The sequence below is a fragment of the Roseococcus pinisoli genome, from assembly GCF_018413645.1.
Classification (GTDB): Bacteria; Pseudomonadota; Alphaproteobacteria; order Acetobacterales; family Acetobacteraceae; genus Roseococcus; species Roseococcus pinisoli.
In genome coordinates this window covers 884,427-897,531 of sequence record NZ_JAHCDA010000002.1, presented here as the reverse complement: position 1 = coordinate 897,531, position 13,105 = coordinate 884,427, and the positions used below count along the sequence as shown (strand labels likewise).

The 13,105-nt window shown below is 70.4% G+C and carries 13 protein-coding genes; 10 read left to right on the top strand and 3 right to left on the bottom strand.

Going from position 1 to position 13,105, the window contains the following annotated elements; all coding sequences use genetic code 11:
• Positions 1 to 4 precede the first annotated feature (4 nt).
• The 9 genes from KHU32_RS12995 to KHU32_RS12955 are packed head-to-tail and all read left to right on the top strand — an operon-like array spanning position 5 to position 9,178.
• Positions 5 to 1,393, top strand: a complete 1,389-nt coding sequence (locus KHU32_RS12995; protein WP_213670506.1) for a DUF1254 domain-containing protein — start codon at positions 5 to 7, stop codon at positions 1,391 to 1,393.
• A 30-nt stretch (positions 1,394 to 1,423) separates the two neighbouring features.
• On the top strand, positions 1,424 to 2,896 hold the full coding sequence (locus KHU32_RS12990; protein WP_213670505.1) for a DUF1254 domain-containing protein: 1,473 nt from the start codon (positions 1,424 to 1,426) through the stop codon (positions 2,894 to 2,896).
• Between the two features lie 37 nt (positions 2,897 to 2,933).
• A complete protein-coding gene (locus KHU32_RS12985) occupies positions 2,934 to 3,182 on the top strand; it encodes a DUF3302 domain-containing protein (protein WP_213670504.1) in 249 nt (82 codons plus the stop codon).
• On the top strand, positions 3,179 to 4,120 hold the full coding sequence (locus tag KHU32_RS12980) for an HlyD family secretion protein (RefSeq protein ID WP_213670503.1): 942 nt from the start codon (positions 3,179 to 3,181) through the stop codon (positions 4,118 to 4,120). Before KHU32_RS12985 ends, KHU32_RS12980 begins: the two co-directional genes overlap by 4 nt.
• A gap of 38 nt (positions 4,121 to 4,158) precedes the next feature.
• On the top strand, positions 4,159 to 4,563 hold the full coding sequence (locus tag KHU32_RS12975; protein ID WP_213670502.1) for a DUF4381 domain-containing protein: 405 nt from the start codon (positions 4,159 to 4,161) through the stop codon (positions 4,561 to 4,563).
• Positions 4,547 to 5,485, top strand: a complete 939-nt coding sequence (locus KHU32_RS12970; RefSeq protein WP_213670501.1) for a VWA domain-containing protein — start codon at positions 4,547 to 4,549, stop codon at positions 5,483 to 5,485. The genes KHU32_RS12975 and KHU32_RS12970 overlap by 17 nt, the downstream gene beginning before the upstream one ends.
• On the top strand, positions 5,482 to 6,957 hold the full coding sequence (locus KHU32_RS12965; protein WP_213670500.1) for a VWA domain-containing protein: 1,476 nt from the start codon (positions 5,482 to 5,484) through the stop codon (positions 6,955 to 6,957). The genes KHU32_RS12970 and KHU32_RS12965 overlap by 4 nt, the downstream gene beginning before the upstream one ends.
• Positions 6,954 to 8,171, top strand: coding sequence for a BatD family protein (locus tag KHU32_RS12960; protein WP_213670499.1), 1,218 nt, complete (start codon positions 6,954 to 6,956; stop codon positions 8,169 to 8,171). Before KHU32_RS12965 ends, KHU32_RS12960 begins: the two co-directional genes overlap by 4 nt.
• 8 nt (positions 8,172 to 8,179) lie before the next feature.
• Positions 8,180 to 9,178 carry an HAD family hydrolase gene (locus KHU32_RS12955; RefSeq protein WP_249681009.1) on the top strand — a complete coding sequence of 333 codons (999 nt, stop codon included), beginning with the start codon at positions 8,180 to 8,182 and terminating at the stop codon, positions 9,176 to 9,178.
• Between the two features lie 32 nt (positions 9,179 to 9,210).
• Here KHU32_RS12955 and KHU32_RS12950 read toward each other — a convergent pair whose 3' ends face one another.
• Positions 9,211 to 9,879: a response regulator gene (locus KHU32_RS12950; RefSeq protein WP_213670497.1), complete on the bottom strand. Its 669-nt coding sequence runs from the start codon at positions 9,877 to 9,879 to the stop codon at positions 9,211 to 9,213.
• Between the two features lie 165 nt (positions 9,880 to 10,044).
• Entirely contained in the window at positions 10,045 to 11,448 is a 1,404-nt protein-coding gene (locus KHU32_RS12945; RefSeq protein ID WP_213670496.1) for a PAS domain-containing protein, read from the bottom strand.
• A gap of 363 nt (positions 11,449 to 11,811) precedes the next feature.
• Here KHU32_RS12945 and KHU32_RS12940 point away from each other — a divergent pair, with 363 nt between their 5' ends.
• Entirely contained in the window at positions 11,812 to 12,399 is a 588-nt protein-coding gene (locus tag KHU32_RS12940) for a response regulator (RefSeq protein ID WP_347265550.1), read from the top strand.
• A 4-nt stretch (positions 12,400 to 12,403) separates the two neighbouring features.
• On the opposite strand, the gene KHU32_RS12935 is transcribed toward KHU32_RS12940, so the two are convergent.
• Positions 12,404 to 12,961, bottom strand: a complete 558-nt coding sequence (locus KHU32_RS12935; RefSeq protein ID WP_213670494.1) for a hypothetical protein — start codon at positions 12,959 to 12,961, stop codon at positions 12,404 to 12,406.
• Positions 12,962 to 13,105 lie beyond the last annotated feature (144 nt).

The following is a 13,105-nucleotide window of genomic DNA, read 5'->3' as shown; positions in this document are numbered from 1 at the left end:
TGCCATGAACACGCGCATCCTCGGAACCGATCTGCCCCGCCGGGCGCTGATGGGCACTGCCGGAGGCCTCGCGCTGGCGCGCCCGGTCTTCGCGCAGGAGGACGCCACGGCCATCGCGAAGGATGCCTGGATCTACGCCTACGCCATGCTGATGAGCTACGGCACGATGTACCGCCAGACGGTCGATCGGAATGCGCCGGAATATGTCGGCGGCTTCAACACATTCCGTCACTATGCCCAGTTCTTCACGTCCGCCAATCACGACGTCGTCACGCCCAATAACGACACGCCCTACTCCTGGGCCTGGTTGGACTTGCGGGCCGAACCGATGGTGCTGAGCGTCCCGGCCGTCGAGGCCGACCGCTACTACGTCTGCCACTATTTCGATCTCTTCACCCACAACTTCGCGATCTTCGGCACGCGCACGACGGGGCGTGAGGCTGGGAACTTCCTCTTCGCCGGTCCTGGCTGGAATGGCACCGTCCCTCCCGGCATCAGGCAGGTCTTCCGGCCGGAGACGCAGATCATCGGCACGGTGACACGCACCGCGCTGCATCGGCCTGACGACATCCCCGCCTTGCGCGCCATTCAGGCCGGCTACCGCCTGCAACCGCTCAGCGCCTTTACCGGCACCGCCGCGCCGCCGCCCGCGCCGGCCGTGGACTGGCTGCCCTGGGATGAGCGCCGCGCGCTGGGTCCGGACTTCGTCTCCTACCTGAACCTGCTGCTGCGCTTCTATCCGGACATCCATCCGAGCGAGACGGCGCTGTTCCAGCGCTTCGCCCGGATCGGCATCGGCGGCGGCCGGCCCTTCGACCTCGCCGCCTTGCCGGAGCCACAGCGTGAGGCGGTGACGCAGGGCGCGGCGCAAGGCGCGGCCGCGCTGCGGCAGGCCATCTCGACGACGACCTCCTCGCTCGGGCTCTTCGGCACGCGCGAAGACCTCGGCAACGACTACATGAAGCGTGCCGTTGCCGCCGCGATGGGCCTCTACGGCCTCTCGAAGGAAGAGGCAGTCTATGTGGGCGACGACAAGGATGGCGATCACCGGCCGCTCGACGGCGCCCAACGCTACACGCTGCGTTTCGAGCGCGAGAACCTGCCGCCGGCCTCCATCTTCTGGTCAGCGACGGTCTACGGCATGCCGGACCGCTTCCTCGTGGCGAACCCGATCAATCGGTACTCGCTGGGCGATCGCTCGGGGCTGAAGGCGGGCCCGGACGGGTCGGTCACGATCTACCTGCAGGCCTCCTCGCCGGGCCCTGAGCGTGAGGCCAATTGGCTGCCCGTTCCCGCTTCCGGCGGCTTCAACGTGGTGCTGCGCATGTATGGGCCGAGCACCGCCGTGCAGACCGGGCAGTGGCACATGCCGCCCATCACGCGGGCGGGCTGAACCCGGAATCCGACCGAAAGGACACGCAACATGCACGGCAACTCCTTCATCGCCCGACGCAGCGCCCTTCTTGCCGGCGGCATGCTCGCGGCGCTCGACGTCTTGCCGCGGCCTGCCGCCGCACAGCCTGGGCCCCCCGCCTTCGAGCGCGGCTACCCCACCGCGGAGACGTCCCGCCTGCTCCGTGATGAGGCTGATATGCAGCGCGCCGTCACGGCCTATCGCTTCTGGTATCCCACGGTCTCGGTCGAAGGCATCTTCAACGGCAGTCGCGAGGCCGGCATTGAAGACAACAAGGCGATGGGCATCGCCGCCACCGGGCCGCGCCAGGTCGGTTTCACCCTCAATTCCGACACGCCCTACGGCTCGGCCACGCTGGACCTGACCGGCGGGCCGATGGTGATCGAGGTCCCCCCCGGCGGCTACATCGGGCTGGTCAACGACCACCATCAGGGCTGGGTGCTGGATCTGGGGCTGCCCGGACCCAATGAGGGCCGAGGCGGCAAGCACCTCATCCTGCCGCCGGGATACACGGGGCCGGTGCCGGAGGGCCATCAGGTGGGCCGATGCGCTTCCTTCAAGGCGCTTCTGGCCGTGCGTGCGCTGCCGGTGAACGCCGACACCCGGGCTGCGCTTGAATCGCTGCGCCGCATCCGGATCTATCCGCTGGCGAGCGCCGCCAGCCCACGCCTTCTGGATTTCGTGGACACCAGTGACCGGCGGATGGATTCCACCTGCCTGCGCTGGGAGGACAATTTCCAGTTCTGGGAGGTCCTGCACCGGATCACCGAGGCGGAGGCGCCGGCCGAACGCTTCTTGCCGATGTATGGGCTGCTCGCCACGCTTGGCATCGAGAAAGGCAAGCAGTTCGCGCCGGACGCCCGGATGCGCGGCATCCTGGAACGGGCCGCACGCGCCGGTCGGGACCAGCTGCTGGTCTCCGCCTTCGACAGCGACCGGCCGGATCGCGTCAACTGGCCGGATCGCCGGTGGGAATGGGCCGGCTTGGTCGCCGACAGCGCGCAGTTCGAGACGCCGGGCGGTATCGATCTCGAGGCGCGGGACCGCTGGTTCGCCCAGGCCATCGTCACCTCGCCGGCGATGTTCCGCCGCACCGCGGGGGCGGGCTCGCTCTATTGGCTCAGCGCGCGCGATGCCTCGGGCGCTTTCCTCGACGGCGGGAAGCCCTACCGGTTGACCCTGCCGCAGCCGGTGCCGGGGCGGCTGTTCTGGTCGGTCACGCTGTATGATTCCGCCACGCGGTCTCAGGTGCAGACCGATCAGGACAAGGCGGCGCTCCGCTCCATGTTCGAGCTGCGTGACGCGCCGACCGATGCACCGCTGGGCCTGTATTTCGGCCCCAGCGCGCCGACCGGCCAGGAAGGGCGGTGGATCAAGACGGCGCCTGGCCGGGGCTGGTTCGCCTATATCCGCATCTACGGGCCGACCGAGGGCGCCTTCGACAAGAGCTGGAAGCCCGGCGACTTCGAGCTCGTCCGGTGAACCCGTCCAGCGCAAAACGCAGGGCAGGGGGAACGCCGTGACCGGCCTGGATCTCTTCGCCTGGATCGTGCTGATCGTGATGGCGCTCAGCACCATCGGCGTCGTGTGCATCGCGGGCTGGCTGCCGGGCCATATCGCGAGCCGCCGCAACCATCCCTGGGCCGAGGCCGTGAAGGTGGCCGGCTGGATCACGTTATTGTTCGGCTTCGTGCTGTGGCCGGTCGCCTTCGTCTGGGCCTATGTCGACGTGCCCAGGGGCGAAACGCGGGGGCGGCCCGCCGCATGATTGTCTTCCTCCTCAACGTCTATCTCGTCGTCCTCTTCCTGCTGGTCAGGCTGCGGGTCATCCGATTCAACGCCTTCTGGAAGGCCTCGCCCTTCCTGGTCCTCCTGCTGCTGCTGGTCGGCCTGTTCGTTCCGATGGGCTGGGGCGCCCCCTCCGGGCCGGCGATCATCGGCCGGATGTCGGTCGCCATCGTGCCGGATGTGGCCGGCGAGGTGATCGAGGTGCCGGTTCAGCCGAACGCGCCGCTGCGGGCCGGCGATATCCTGTTCCAGATCGACCCGCGCCCCTTCCGGTCGCAGGTCGCGGCGCTGGAGGCCCAGCTCTCCTTCGCACGGCTTCGCCTGGAGCAGATGACCCAGCTGCAGCGCTCGCAGGCGGGCCGCGCCTTCGACGTGGAGCAGCGGCAATCGGAGGTGCAGCAGCTACAGGCCGAGCTCGACGGCGCCCGCTGGAATCTCGAGAAAACGACCGTGCGCGCCCCGGGCGACGGCTACGTGACGAACGTCGCGCTACGCAAGGGCGCACGTGTTGCGAACCTGCCGCTCTCGCCGGTGATGGCCTTCATCGACACGTCGAGCACCATCGCCGTGATCGAGATCCAGCAGATCGATGCGCGCTACGTCGCGCCGGGGCAGCAGGTGGAGATGGCCCTGAAATTCCTGCCCGGCCGCATCGTCACGGGAAGGGTGGAGGCCGTGCTGCAGGCCATCGCCTCCGGCCAGGTGCAGGTGTCCGGCCAGGCGGCCAGCGCGCGCACGGTACAGGCCGCGCCCTTCGTCGTGCGGGTGGCCCTGGACGATGCCGCCCTGGCGGCCAGCCTGCCCGCCGGCAGCACGGGCACCGCGGCCATCTTCACGGAGCACGTGACCGCCAGCCATGTCATCCGCCGCGTGCTGCTCCGCCAGCAGGCGATCCTCAACTACGTGCTGCCCTTCTGATGAACCCCGCGGGTCCCAGCCGGGAGGCGATGCAGGGGATGATCCTGCCGCCTCCGATTTCGCTCTGGCCGGCGACGCCGGCCTGGTACGTGCTGGGCGCCTTGATCCTGCTGGTGCTGCTGGGGCTGGCATGGCTCGGCTGGCGGGCCTGGCGGCGGCGTAGCTATCGGCGCGAGGCGTTGCGTGAGCTGGAGGCAGCGCAGGCGCCCGCCGAGATCGCCATCGTGCTGAAGCGCACGGCACTCGCCGCCTGGCCGCGCGCAAGCGTGGCCTCGCTGACCGGTGCCGAGTGGGCGTCCTGGCTGCGCGCCTCCGCGCCGCGCGCGCGGCTGACCGAAGCGATGGCGCAACGCATTGCGGAGCTCGCCTACCTGCCCGTGATGCCGCCGGGCGCGAAGGACGCGGCGCGAAATTGGATCCGCCGGCATGACCTTCGGGCTTGACCACCCTTGGGCGCTCGCGCTGCTGCCGCTGCCTTGGCTGATGCGCTGGCTTCTGCCCGCCTGGCATGGCCGGCAGGTGGCGCTGCGTGTGCCCTTCCTCGCGCGCCTGCCGGCGAGCCAGGGGGCCGAGGCACCGCGTCCCTGGCGCGGCGTGGCGGCGGTCTTCGCCTGGGGCCTGCTTGTTTTGGCCCTTGCCGCGCCCGTCCATATCGAGCCGCCCGTGACACGGGAGACGGGCGGGCGCGACGTGCTGCTCGCGCTCGATCTCTCCGGTTCCATGGAAACGCCGGACATGGCGGGCGCCACGCGCATCGACGCGGCGCGTGCCGTCCTGAAGGGCTTCATCGCCGACCGACCGCGCGACCGTATCGGTCTGGTGGTCTTCGGCACGGCCGCCTTCGTGCTCGCGCCCTTCACGGCGGATCACACGGCGCTTCTCGGCCTGCTGGATGAGACCTTTCCCCGCATGGCCGGCCCGCAGACCATGATCGGCGACGCCATCGGCCTCGCCGCGCAGAGCTTCGAGCGCGCCGAGGTGGCCGGCCGGCTCATGGTCCTGCTCACCGACGGCAATGACACCGGCAGCCGCGTGCCGCCCGCCCGCGCGGCCGAGATCGCGGGGCGGATGGGCGTGCGGATCTACACCGTCTCGCTCGGCGATCCGGCGACGGTGGGCGAGGCGGCGCTGGACGTCGCGACGCTGGAGGCGATCGCGACCGGCACCGGCGGCACCTATTTCCATGCGGGCGACCCTGCCGCGCTGACCGGGATCTACCGGCGTATCGAGGCGCTGGAGCCCACCATCTCGCGCAACGTGTCCTGGCGGCCGCGCACGCCGCTCTTCGTCTGGCCGCTGGCCGGCGTCGCGGCGCTGGTCGCGCTGCTGTCGCTCGGCGGCGCCCGAAGGGAGGTGGCGGCGTGAGCGAGCTGCATCTCCTGAGGCCCTGGTGGCTGCTGCTGCTTCTGCTGGCGCCGCTGCCCCTGCTGCTGGACCGCGTGCGGCACCGCGAGGCCGGCGGCTGGCGCGGGATCGTGGCGCCGCATCTGCTGGACGCCCTGCTCATGGTGCAGGGCACGCGCTCCCGCCTGCGGCCGGCCATGCTCGCCGCCGCGATGCTGGCCGTGCTGGCCGTCTGCCTCGCCGGCCCGGCCTGGCGGCACGAGCGCAGCCCCTTCGTGACCGACAGCGCGACCATGGTCGTGGCGCTCGACCTCTCTCGCGCCTCGGCGCCGGCGCTGGAGGCGGGCAAGCGCAAGATCCGCGACCTGGTCGCCGCACGCGGGGGCGCGCGGACGGGGCTCGTGGCCTATGCCGGCACGGCCCATGCCGTGCTGCCGCCGACCGACGATCCGCGCCTGATCGAGACCTATCTCGACGCCCTCGCGCCGGAGGTGATGCCGCGCGATGGCCAGTCCGCCGCCGCGGCGGCCCGGACCGCGCTGCGCGTCCTGGATGCCGAGCCGGGCGCGGGCACGCTGATCCTCGTCACCCCGGCCGTGCCGGCCGTCGAGGCCGCCGCCTTCGCCGAGGCGATGCGCGGCTCCCGGCACGCGGCCCTCGTCCTGGCGACCGGGCCCGGCCCCTTCGAGGGCGTTCCCGGCGCCGGCGTGATCGCGCGCACGCCCGATGGCGCGGATGTGGCGCGAATCGTCGCGCGGGCGCAGCGGCACTTCTCGGCGGCGCCGACCGACGACCCCACCATGCGCTGGCAGGATGCCGGCCCCTGGCTCGCGCTGCTGCTCGTGCCGCTCGCGCTGCCCTGGGCCCGTCGCGGGATGCTGGTCGCGGCGGTCATGATCCTGCCGGCGCAAGCGGCGGAGCCGGGCTGGTTCTCCCGCCTCTGGCGGACGCCGGACCAGCAGGCACGGCTGATGCTGGAGCGCGGCGACGCGGCAGGGGCCGCGGCCCTCTTCACCGATCCGGTCTGGCGCGGCGTCGCGCTCTATCGCGCGGGGGACTACGAGGGCTCGGCTGCGGCCTTCGCGCTGCGCGACACGGCCGAGGCGCAATACGACCGCGGCAATGCGCTGATGATGCGCCCTCGGGGATGGGATGACGCCATCCCCGCCTATGACCGCGCGCTGCAGCTGCGTCCGGATTTTCCCGAGGCCCGCGCCAACCGCGACATCGCCATCGCCTTCCGGGCGCAATGGCAGGCCGCCGAGGCCCAGCGCGCCGCCAACCAGACGGACCAGCAGCAGCATCCGGGCGACGGCGACACGCAGATCGACCAGACGCCGCCCGGGCCACAGCAGCAGGAGGACGCCAGCCCCAATCGCGTCGCGGGCCAGGGCTTGTCCGATGGCCAGATCCAGGAAATGTGGATGCGCCGCGTGGGCGGCACGCCACGGGAATTCCTGCGGCTGCGCTTCGCGCGGCAGGCCCAGCCATGAGATTCCTGCCGCTTCTGTTCCTGGCCTTGCCGGCCCTGGCCCAGGAGGCGCCGCTGGCGCTGCGCCTGGAGGTCTCGCCGCAGGGGCCGGTCTGGATCGGCCAGCGCGTGACGGTGACGCTGACGGCCCTGACGCCCACACGCTTCGCCTCCTCGCCGAACTTCCCGGAGCTTGCGCCGGAGAGCCGGGCGATCGTGCTGCCGGAAGGGACGACGGTACCGGGTTCCGATCGCGTCGGCGGCGCGAACCATGTCACGCTCCAGCACAGCTACGATCTTTTCCCTGCCCAGGCCGGCACGCTCGTCCTGCCCCGGATCGGCATGTCCGCTCGGGTCGGCGATGGGGGGGAGGCCACGGCGGAAGTAGACGGACTGCGCATTCAGGTTCGCGCGCCGCCCGGGGCCACGGACCTCTCGCGCCTGGTCGTCGCGCCGGAATTCCAGCTGACGGCGACGACCGATCGCCCGCCGGAGGGGCTTCGCGTCGGCGAGGCGATCACGCGCACGCTGCGGCTGGAGGCGCGCGATACGGCCTCGATGCTGCTGCCCGTCGCGCTCTGGGGAAGGCCTGAAGGCGTCGCCGTCTATCCCGATCCGCCCGAGCTGCATGACGAGACCTCGCGCGGGAACCTGCGCGCGACGCGTCAGGAGCGCGCGGCCTATGTGCCGCAGCGGCCCGGCGCGGTGGAACTGCCGGGCTTCGCCTTCACCTGGTTCGAGCCGCGCGCCGGACGGATGCAGACGGTGAGCGTCGCCCCCATCCGCTTCGAGGCGCTGCCCGCGGAAGCCGTGCCTCCGTCCGGACGGCCCTTTCCCTGGCTCGCCGCCGGAGCGCTGGCCCTTTTCCTGGCCGCCATTGGAGGATTCATCCCCTTTCTGCGTCGGTCGCGGCATGCCCCGGAGCGCGAGGCCTTCGCCGCCCTTCGGGAGGCTTGTCGTGCCGATCGGGCCCCGGCGGCCTTCGCGTCGCTCTATCGCTGGCGCGATACCCTGGCCCGGCCGGTGAGCGGGGCTGCCACCGACGCCACGTCGCTCCTGAAGGAGGCACGCCGGCTCGAAGACCTGCTCTACGCCAAGGCGCCTTCGTCGGATTGGCGCGGTTCCGCCCTGCTGCGCGCCGCGAAAGCCGCCAGGCACCGGCTGCTTCATCCTGCGGTGCGCCGGCCGCAAGCCCAGCTCCTGCCCGAGCTCAACCCCACAGCTCCCCAACGATGAGGCCCGCCATGACCCCCGTGATCCAGCGCCGCGCCCTGTCTGCCCTGGTCCTCGCCGCCTTGCCCGGCCTCGCGGCGGCGCAGGGCAGGGGCGACCCCTTGCCCTCCTGGCGCGAGGGCGGAACGAAACGCGCCATTCTCGATTTCCTGCGCGCCACGACCACGCCGGGCAGCGCCGATTTCGTCGCGCCGGCCGAACGCCTCGCCGTCTTCGACAATGACGGCACGCTCTGGGTCGAGCAGCCGCTTTATGCGCAATTCGCCTTCGCGCTGGACCGGGTGCGGGCCCTGGCGCCGCAGCACCCCGAATGGGCCATGCGCGATCCCTTCCGCGCCGTCCTCGCCAATGACATGCATGCCCTCGTCCAGACCGGGGAGCACGGCCTCGCCGAGATCATCGCCGTCACGCATACGGGCATGTCGCCGGAGGTCTTCCGCCAGACCGCGCTCGCCTGGCTCGCCACCGCCCGGCATCCGCGCTTCGCCCGCCCCTACACCGAATGCATCTACCAGCCGATGCTGGAGGTGCTGGCGCTGTTCCGCGCGCGCGGCTTCCGCACCTGCATCGTCTCCGGCGGCACGCTGGAGTTCATGCGGCCCTGGGCCGAGCAGGCCTATGGCGTGCCGCCCGACCAGATCGTGGGCACGACCTTCAAGCTGCATTACGGCCTCGCGAACGGGCGCGGCGAGCTCACCACGCTGTCGGAGGTCGATCTGCTGGATGACGGGCCGGGCAAGCCCGCCGGCATCGCGCGCGCCTTCGGCCGCCGGCCGATCGCGGCCTTCGGCAATTCCGACGGCGATTACGAGATGCTGGAATACACGACGACGGGCCCGGGGCGGCGCCTCGGCCTCATCGTCCATCACGACGATGCGGCGCGCGAATACGCCTATGATCGCCAGTCGCATATCGGCAGGCTGGACCGCGCGCTGACGGCGGCGCCGCAGCAGCGCTGGCTTGTGACCTCGATGCGCGACGACTGGGCGCGGGTCTTTCCCGATGTTTGAGGAATAGCGACCCCGAAAGGGCGGAAAATCCTTCAGATGGGCGTCAGCTTGTTCCGCACGGCATAGTGCACCAGCCCCACGACGGAATGGACGTCGAGCTTGCGCATCGCGGAGGAGCGGTGCGTCTCCACCGTCTTCACGCTGAGCTCCAGGCGCTTGGCGACCTCCTTGTTGCTCAGCCCTTCGGCCAGGAGCTGGACGATCTCCCGCTCGCGCGTCGTCAGCGGTTCCTGATCCTTTTTGGTGCCGTCATCCGGCGCGGCGGCGCGGAGGAAGCCGTCGAGAATGGTCTCGCTGACCTTCCAGTTGAAATAGGGCTGGTGCGCCGCGAGCGCCTCGATGGCCGCGATCACCGAACGCCCGGCGTCGGACTTCAGCAGGTATCCCTTGGCGCCGGCCGCCAGCACCTCGCGGATCAGCTGCTCCGTCTCGTGCATGGTGAAGATGAGGATCTCGGTGCGGGGTGAGGAGCGGCGGATGATCCGCGTGGCATCCAGCCCGTTCAGGCTCGGCATCGAGATATCGAGGATGGCGATGTCCGGCTGCAGCTTCTCGGCCATCTCCACGGCCTGGCGCCCGCTCAGCGCCTCGCCGCAGATGGTCCAGCCTTCGTGCGTCTCCAGCAGGGCCCGAAGCCCGTGCCGGACGACGTCATGGTCGTCGGCGAGGAGGATGCGAAGCGGACCCGGTTCCCTACGCATCGGATGGCTGGGCTCCATGATTTACGGACGATTCCGAAACCACGCTAAGTCGCCGGCCGGCGGGATGTGATCGGGTGGAACCCGCAAGGGCGGGAGGAAGCGCCTGTAGGCGATGCCTGCCCGGCCTCACGCCCAATGGAAGATCGTGGGTGGGGAAGGCGCCGGTCAACCCGGCATTGGAGCGCCCGAGGCCAACTCCACCCGGCTGGAGGCCTCGACGACGGTGCCCTTGCCAGGGCGGGATTCGATGGACAGCGTGCCGCCGACTGCGCGCATCCGCTCGCCCATGCCGACCAGGCCGAGACCCGCCCGTTGCCGCTGTGGAGGCATGCCCTTGCCGTCATCGGCGATGCGCAGCCGCGCCACGCATTCGCCGTCATAGGCTCGCGCCAGGCCGAGCCCGAGGGAGACGCCGGTACCGCCTGCATGGCGGAAGGCATTGGCCAGTGCTTCCTGTGCCACGCGGAACATGGCCGTCTCCGCCTCGCGGGACAGCGGCAGCCGGCCTTGGCCGGCGCGGGCATCCGGCAGATCGAGCCGGACGGAAAGGCCGGTCCGCTTGGAGAAGCCGTCGGCGAACCAGGCGAGGGCCACCGACAGGCCCATCTCGTCGAGCAGCGGCGGGTAGAGCAGGTAGGACAGCGTCCGGATTTCCTGCTGGCTGCCGTCGATGAGCTTCAGCGCTTCCTCCAGGTCCGGCGAGTCTTCGAGCTGCCGCTGCGCGCTGCGAATGGCCAGGGACGCGCCCAGAAGGTTCTGCGCGGTCGAATCATGCAGATCCCGGGCGATGCGGCGGCGCTCGTCATCCTGCATGGTCAGCAGCCGGCGGGTGAGGCGCCGCAAGGTCTCCGCGGATTGGTGAATGGCCGTCACGTCCTGTGCCGAGCAGACCAGCCGGGTCACCCGGCCATCGGGCCCGCGGGCGATGGCCCTTCGCTGGCTGTGGATCCAGCGCTGCGATCCGTCCTGGAGGCGAAGGCGCAGGGTGATCTCCGCGACCGCGCCTTCCTCGAGGTCGAGGCAGGCGCGGCGATGCTGCAGCAGATTGGGCAGATCGTCCGGATGGACCAGCGACATGAGCATGTCGGCCGTCTCCGAGGATCCCGTGTCGGGCAGGAAGGCGAGGTAGCCGCGATTGAGGTGCTCGCTCGCGCCGGTCCGCAGGTCGAGGACGTAGAGCAGCCCGGGCGCGGCCTCGGTCACGCGGCGGAACATGGCGTGGGCGGCTTCGGCCTCCGCCTCGGCCCGGCGCCGTTCCGTGACGTCGATCAGCTCGCCGATGAAGCGGTGGCGTGACATGGGGTCCAGTCGCCCACGGATGATCACGCGGCGGTAATCCCCCGGCTCCCCGCATCGGCGGAGGCGCACTTCGGTCAGGATGAGGGAATGGCCTTCGGCGACCTGGCGGCCCACCGCCTCCATCTCCTGGAGATCGTCCGGGTGGCAGATCCGCGGCCAGTCCCGGCGCAGCCGCGCCATCGAGGCGCCGGCCGGCAAGCCGAGCATCTCCGCGGCTTCGCTTGAGAGGGCGAGGGTATCGGCCTCGACGTTCCAGTCCCAATGGCCCATGCCCGCCGCCTCCTGCGCCAGGCGTCGACGCGTGAAGCTCGTGGAATGGGCGGAGGCGATGTGGTGCCTGTGCCGCCCGCCGAAAAAAGAGACGCTGTCGGTTTCGGACGTCGCGGAAACGGCTGGAGGCCTTACGGCCCCCTCATGGAAGGCAGAACGGCACGCTTCGATCCGGGCCATGGGAGGGGCGGGTGAAAGCATGGCGTTTCCCCCTGTTTTGAGAATGTAACCCTACGCATCAACTTCCGGTTCATGTGTTAATATAAATTCAGAAATCAACTTTCCCCAAACCCATGCGTCAGCATGTCAAGCGCCTTGCCGAAGCGTCAATAAATCGTCCTTTTCGGCCGCATCAAACCATTAATGCCGGATTGGATATTTTTTGAGACAAAAGAGCCGCTTTGGCCAAGCCAGGCCTCGGGTCGACCCCAGCGCGAACGGCTTCGTGGCTCACGGCATTTCTGCCGACGCATGGCGGAAGGCTCGCCTCCGCCCGCGGCGGGGAATGCCGGGTGCCGGCCGACCCTGATGCCGAACCCCTCCAAGAGTGATCCGGCTGGCCCGGCCAAGCCACCCCTCCGCGTCCTTCTTGCTGACGATCACGACGGCATGCGCCGCAGCCTGCGGCGCATGCTGGAGGCCGATCGCCGCCTCCTGGTCTGTGCCGAGGCGAAGAACGGCGAGGAGGCGGTGCGGCAGGCGGCCGAGACGCGGCCGGACGTGGCGGTCCTCGACCTCTCGATGCCGCTTCTCTCCGGCGTCGAGGCCGCGCGCCTCATCCGCACGACCCTTCCCGAGACCCGGATCGTGATCGTCACGCTTCATCCGCTTCCCGAGGGGCCGACGACCGACGCCGAGGGGCTGGACGTCCACGCCTGGGTCTCCAAGCAGGAGGCGGCCGAGCAATTGGTTCTGGCGGTGCTCGGCGTGGCCGGCCAGCTCCCGGAATGAGGCGTCAGGGGCGCACCGGCTCGATCCGGATGGCTCGCGCCTCGGTATAGGCCACCTCCACCTCGTCGCCCGGCTTCAGGTCCCGTGCGAAGGCCTGCATCTGGGGCGAGCGCAGCACCACGCGGCGCGGCACGCCGCGCGGGCCGACGAAGCTGACCGTACTGGTCGCCGGGTCCACGCTCTCGATACGGACCTGCATGCGCACCGTGTCCTGCACGCTTTCGCCGGGCCGGGTGCCGAGGGGGGGATTATCGACATTGACCGTCTCGTCGATGGCCGGCCTGCTGCCGGGGCGCGCCATCGAGGCGACCACCCCCACCCGGTAGTTCACGACGACCTGATCGCCAGGACGGATCCGGGCGAGATCGGGGACGTCCCGGTCAATGTCATAGGTCGAAAGGCCGCCCGTCGCGTCGCGCAGCAGGATCGTGCGCGCCTGCGCATCCACCGTCTCGACCGTGGACCGCGTCTCCAAGGTGCGTTCCACCGAGGCGGGCTGCTGCGCCATGCCGGGCAGCATGAGGCCCGTGGCCAGCAGGAGGCTCGCCAGACTGATTGTCATTCTTCGGGACATGATGCCCTCCATCCTTGGGCCATGATCGGGCGCCGGCCGGTCGCCGCGAGCCATCGGCCCGAGACCTGAGATCGCTTCCCGCCATTCCGGAGGCCGCCGCGCCCTATGGGATCGCCGCGGCCGATCTCGGTG

Coding starts and splice junctions, on each gene's coding strand:
- KHU32_RS12935 (WP_213670494.1), bottom strand. CDS start 12,961: ATGACAATCAGTCTGGCGAGCCTCCTGCTGGCCACGGGCCTCATGCTG.
- KHU32_RS12945 (WP_213670496.1), bottom strand. CDS start 11,448: ATGGGCCATTGGGACTGGAACGTCGAGGCCGATACCCTCGCCCTCTCA.
- KHU32_RS12995 (WP_213670506.1), top strand. CDS start 5: ATGAACACGCGCATCCTCGGAACCGATCTGCCCCGCCGGGCGCTGATG.
- KHU32_RS12975 (WP_213670502.1), top strand. CDS start 4,159: ATGATCCTGCCGCCTCCGATTTCGCTCTGGCCGGCGACGCCGGCCTGG.
- KHU32_RS12990 (WP_213670505.1), top strand. CDS start 1,424: ATGCACGGCAACTCCTTCATCGCCCGACGCAGCGCCCTTCTTGCCGGC.
- KHU32_RS12960 (WP_213670499.1), top strand. CDS start 6,954: ATGAGATTCCTGCCGCTTCTGTTCCTGGCCTTGCCGGCCCTGGCCCAG.
- KHU32_RS12950 (WP_213670497.1), bottom strand. CDS start 9,879: ATGCGTAGGGAACCGGGTCCGCTTCGCATCCTCCTCGCCGACGACCAT.
- KHU32_RS12980 (WP_213670503.1), top strand. CDS start 3,179: ATGATTGTCTTCCTCCTCAACGTCTATCTCGTCGTCCTCTTCCTGCTG.
- KHU32_RS12940 (WP_347265550.1), top strand. CDS start 11,812: ATGCCGGATTGGATATTTTTTGAGACAAAAGAGCCGCTTTGGCCAAGC.
- KHU32_RS12955 (WP_249681009.1), top strand. CDS start 8,180: ATGACCCCCGTGATCCAGCGCCGCGCCCTGTCTGCCCTGGTCCTCGCC.
- KHU32_RS12970 (WP_213670501.1), top strand. CDS start 4,547: ATGACCTTCGGGCTTGACCACCCTTGGGCGCTCGCGCTGCTGCCGCTG.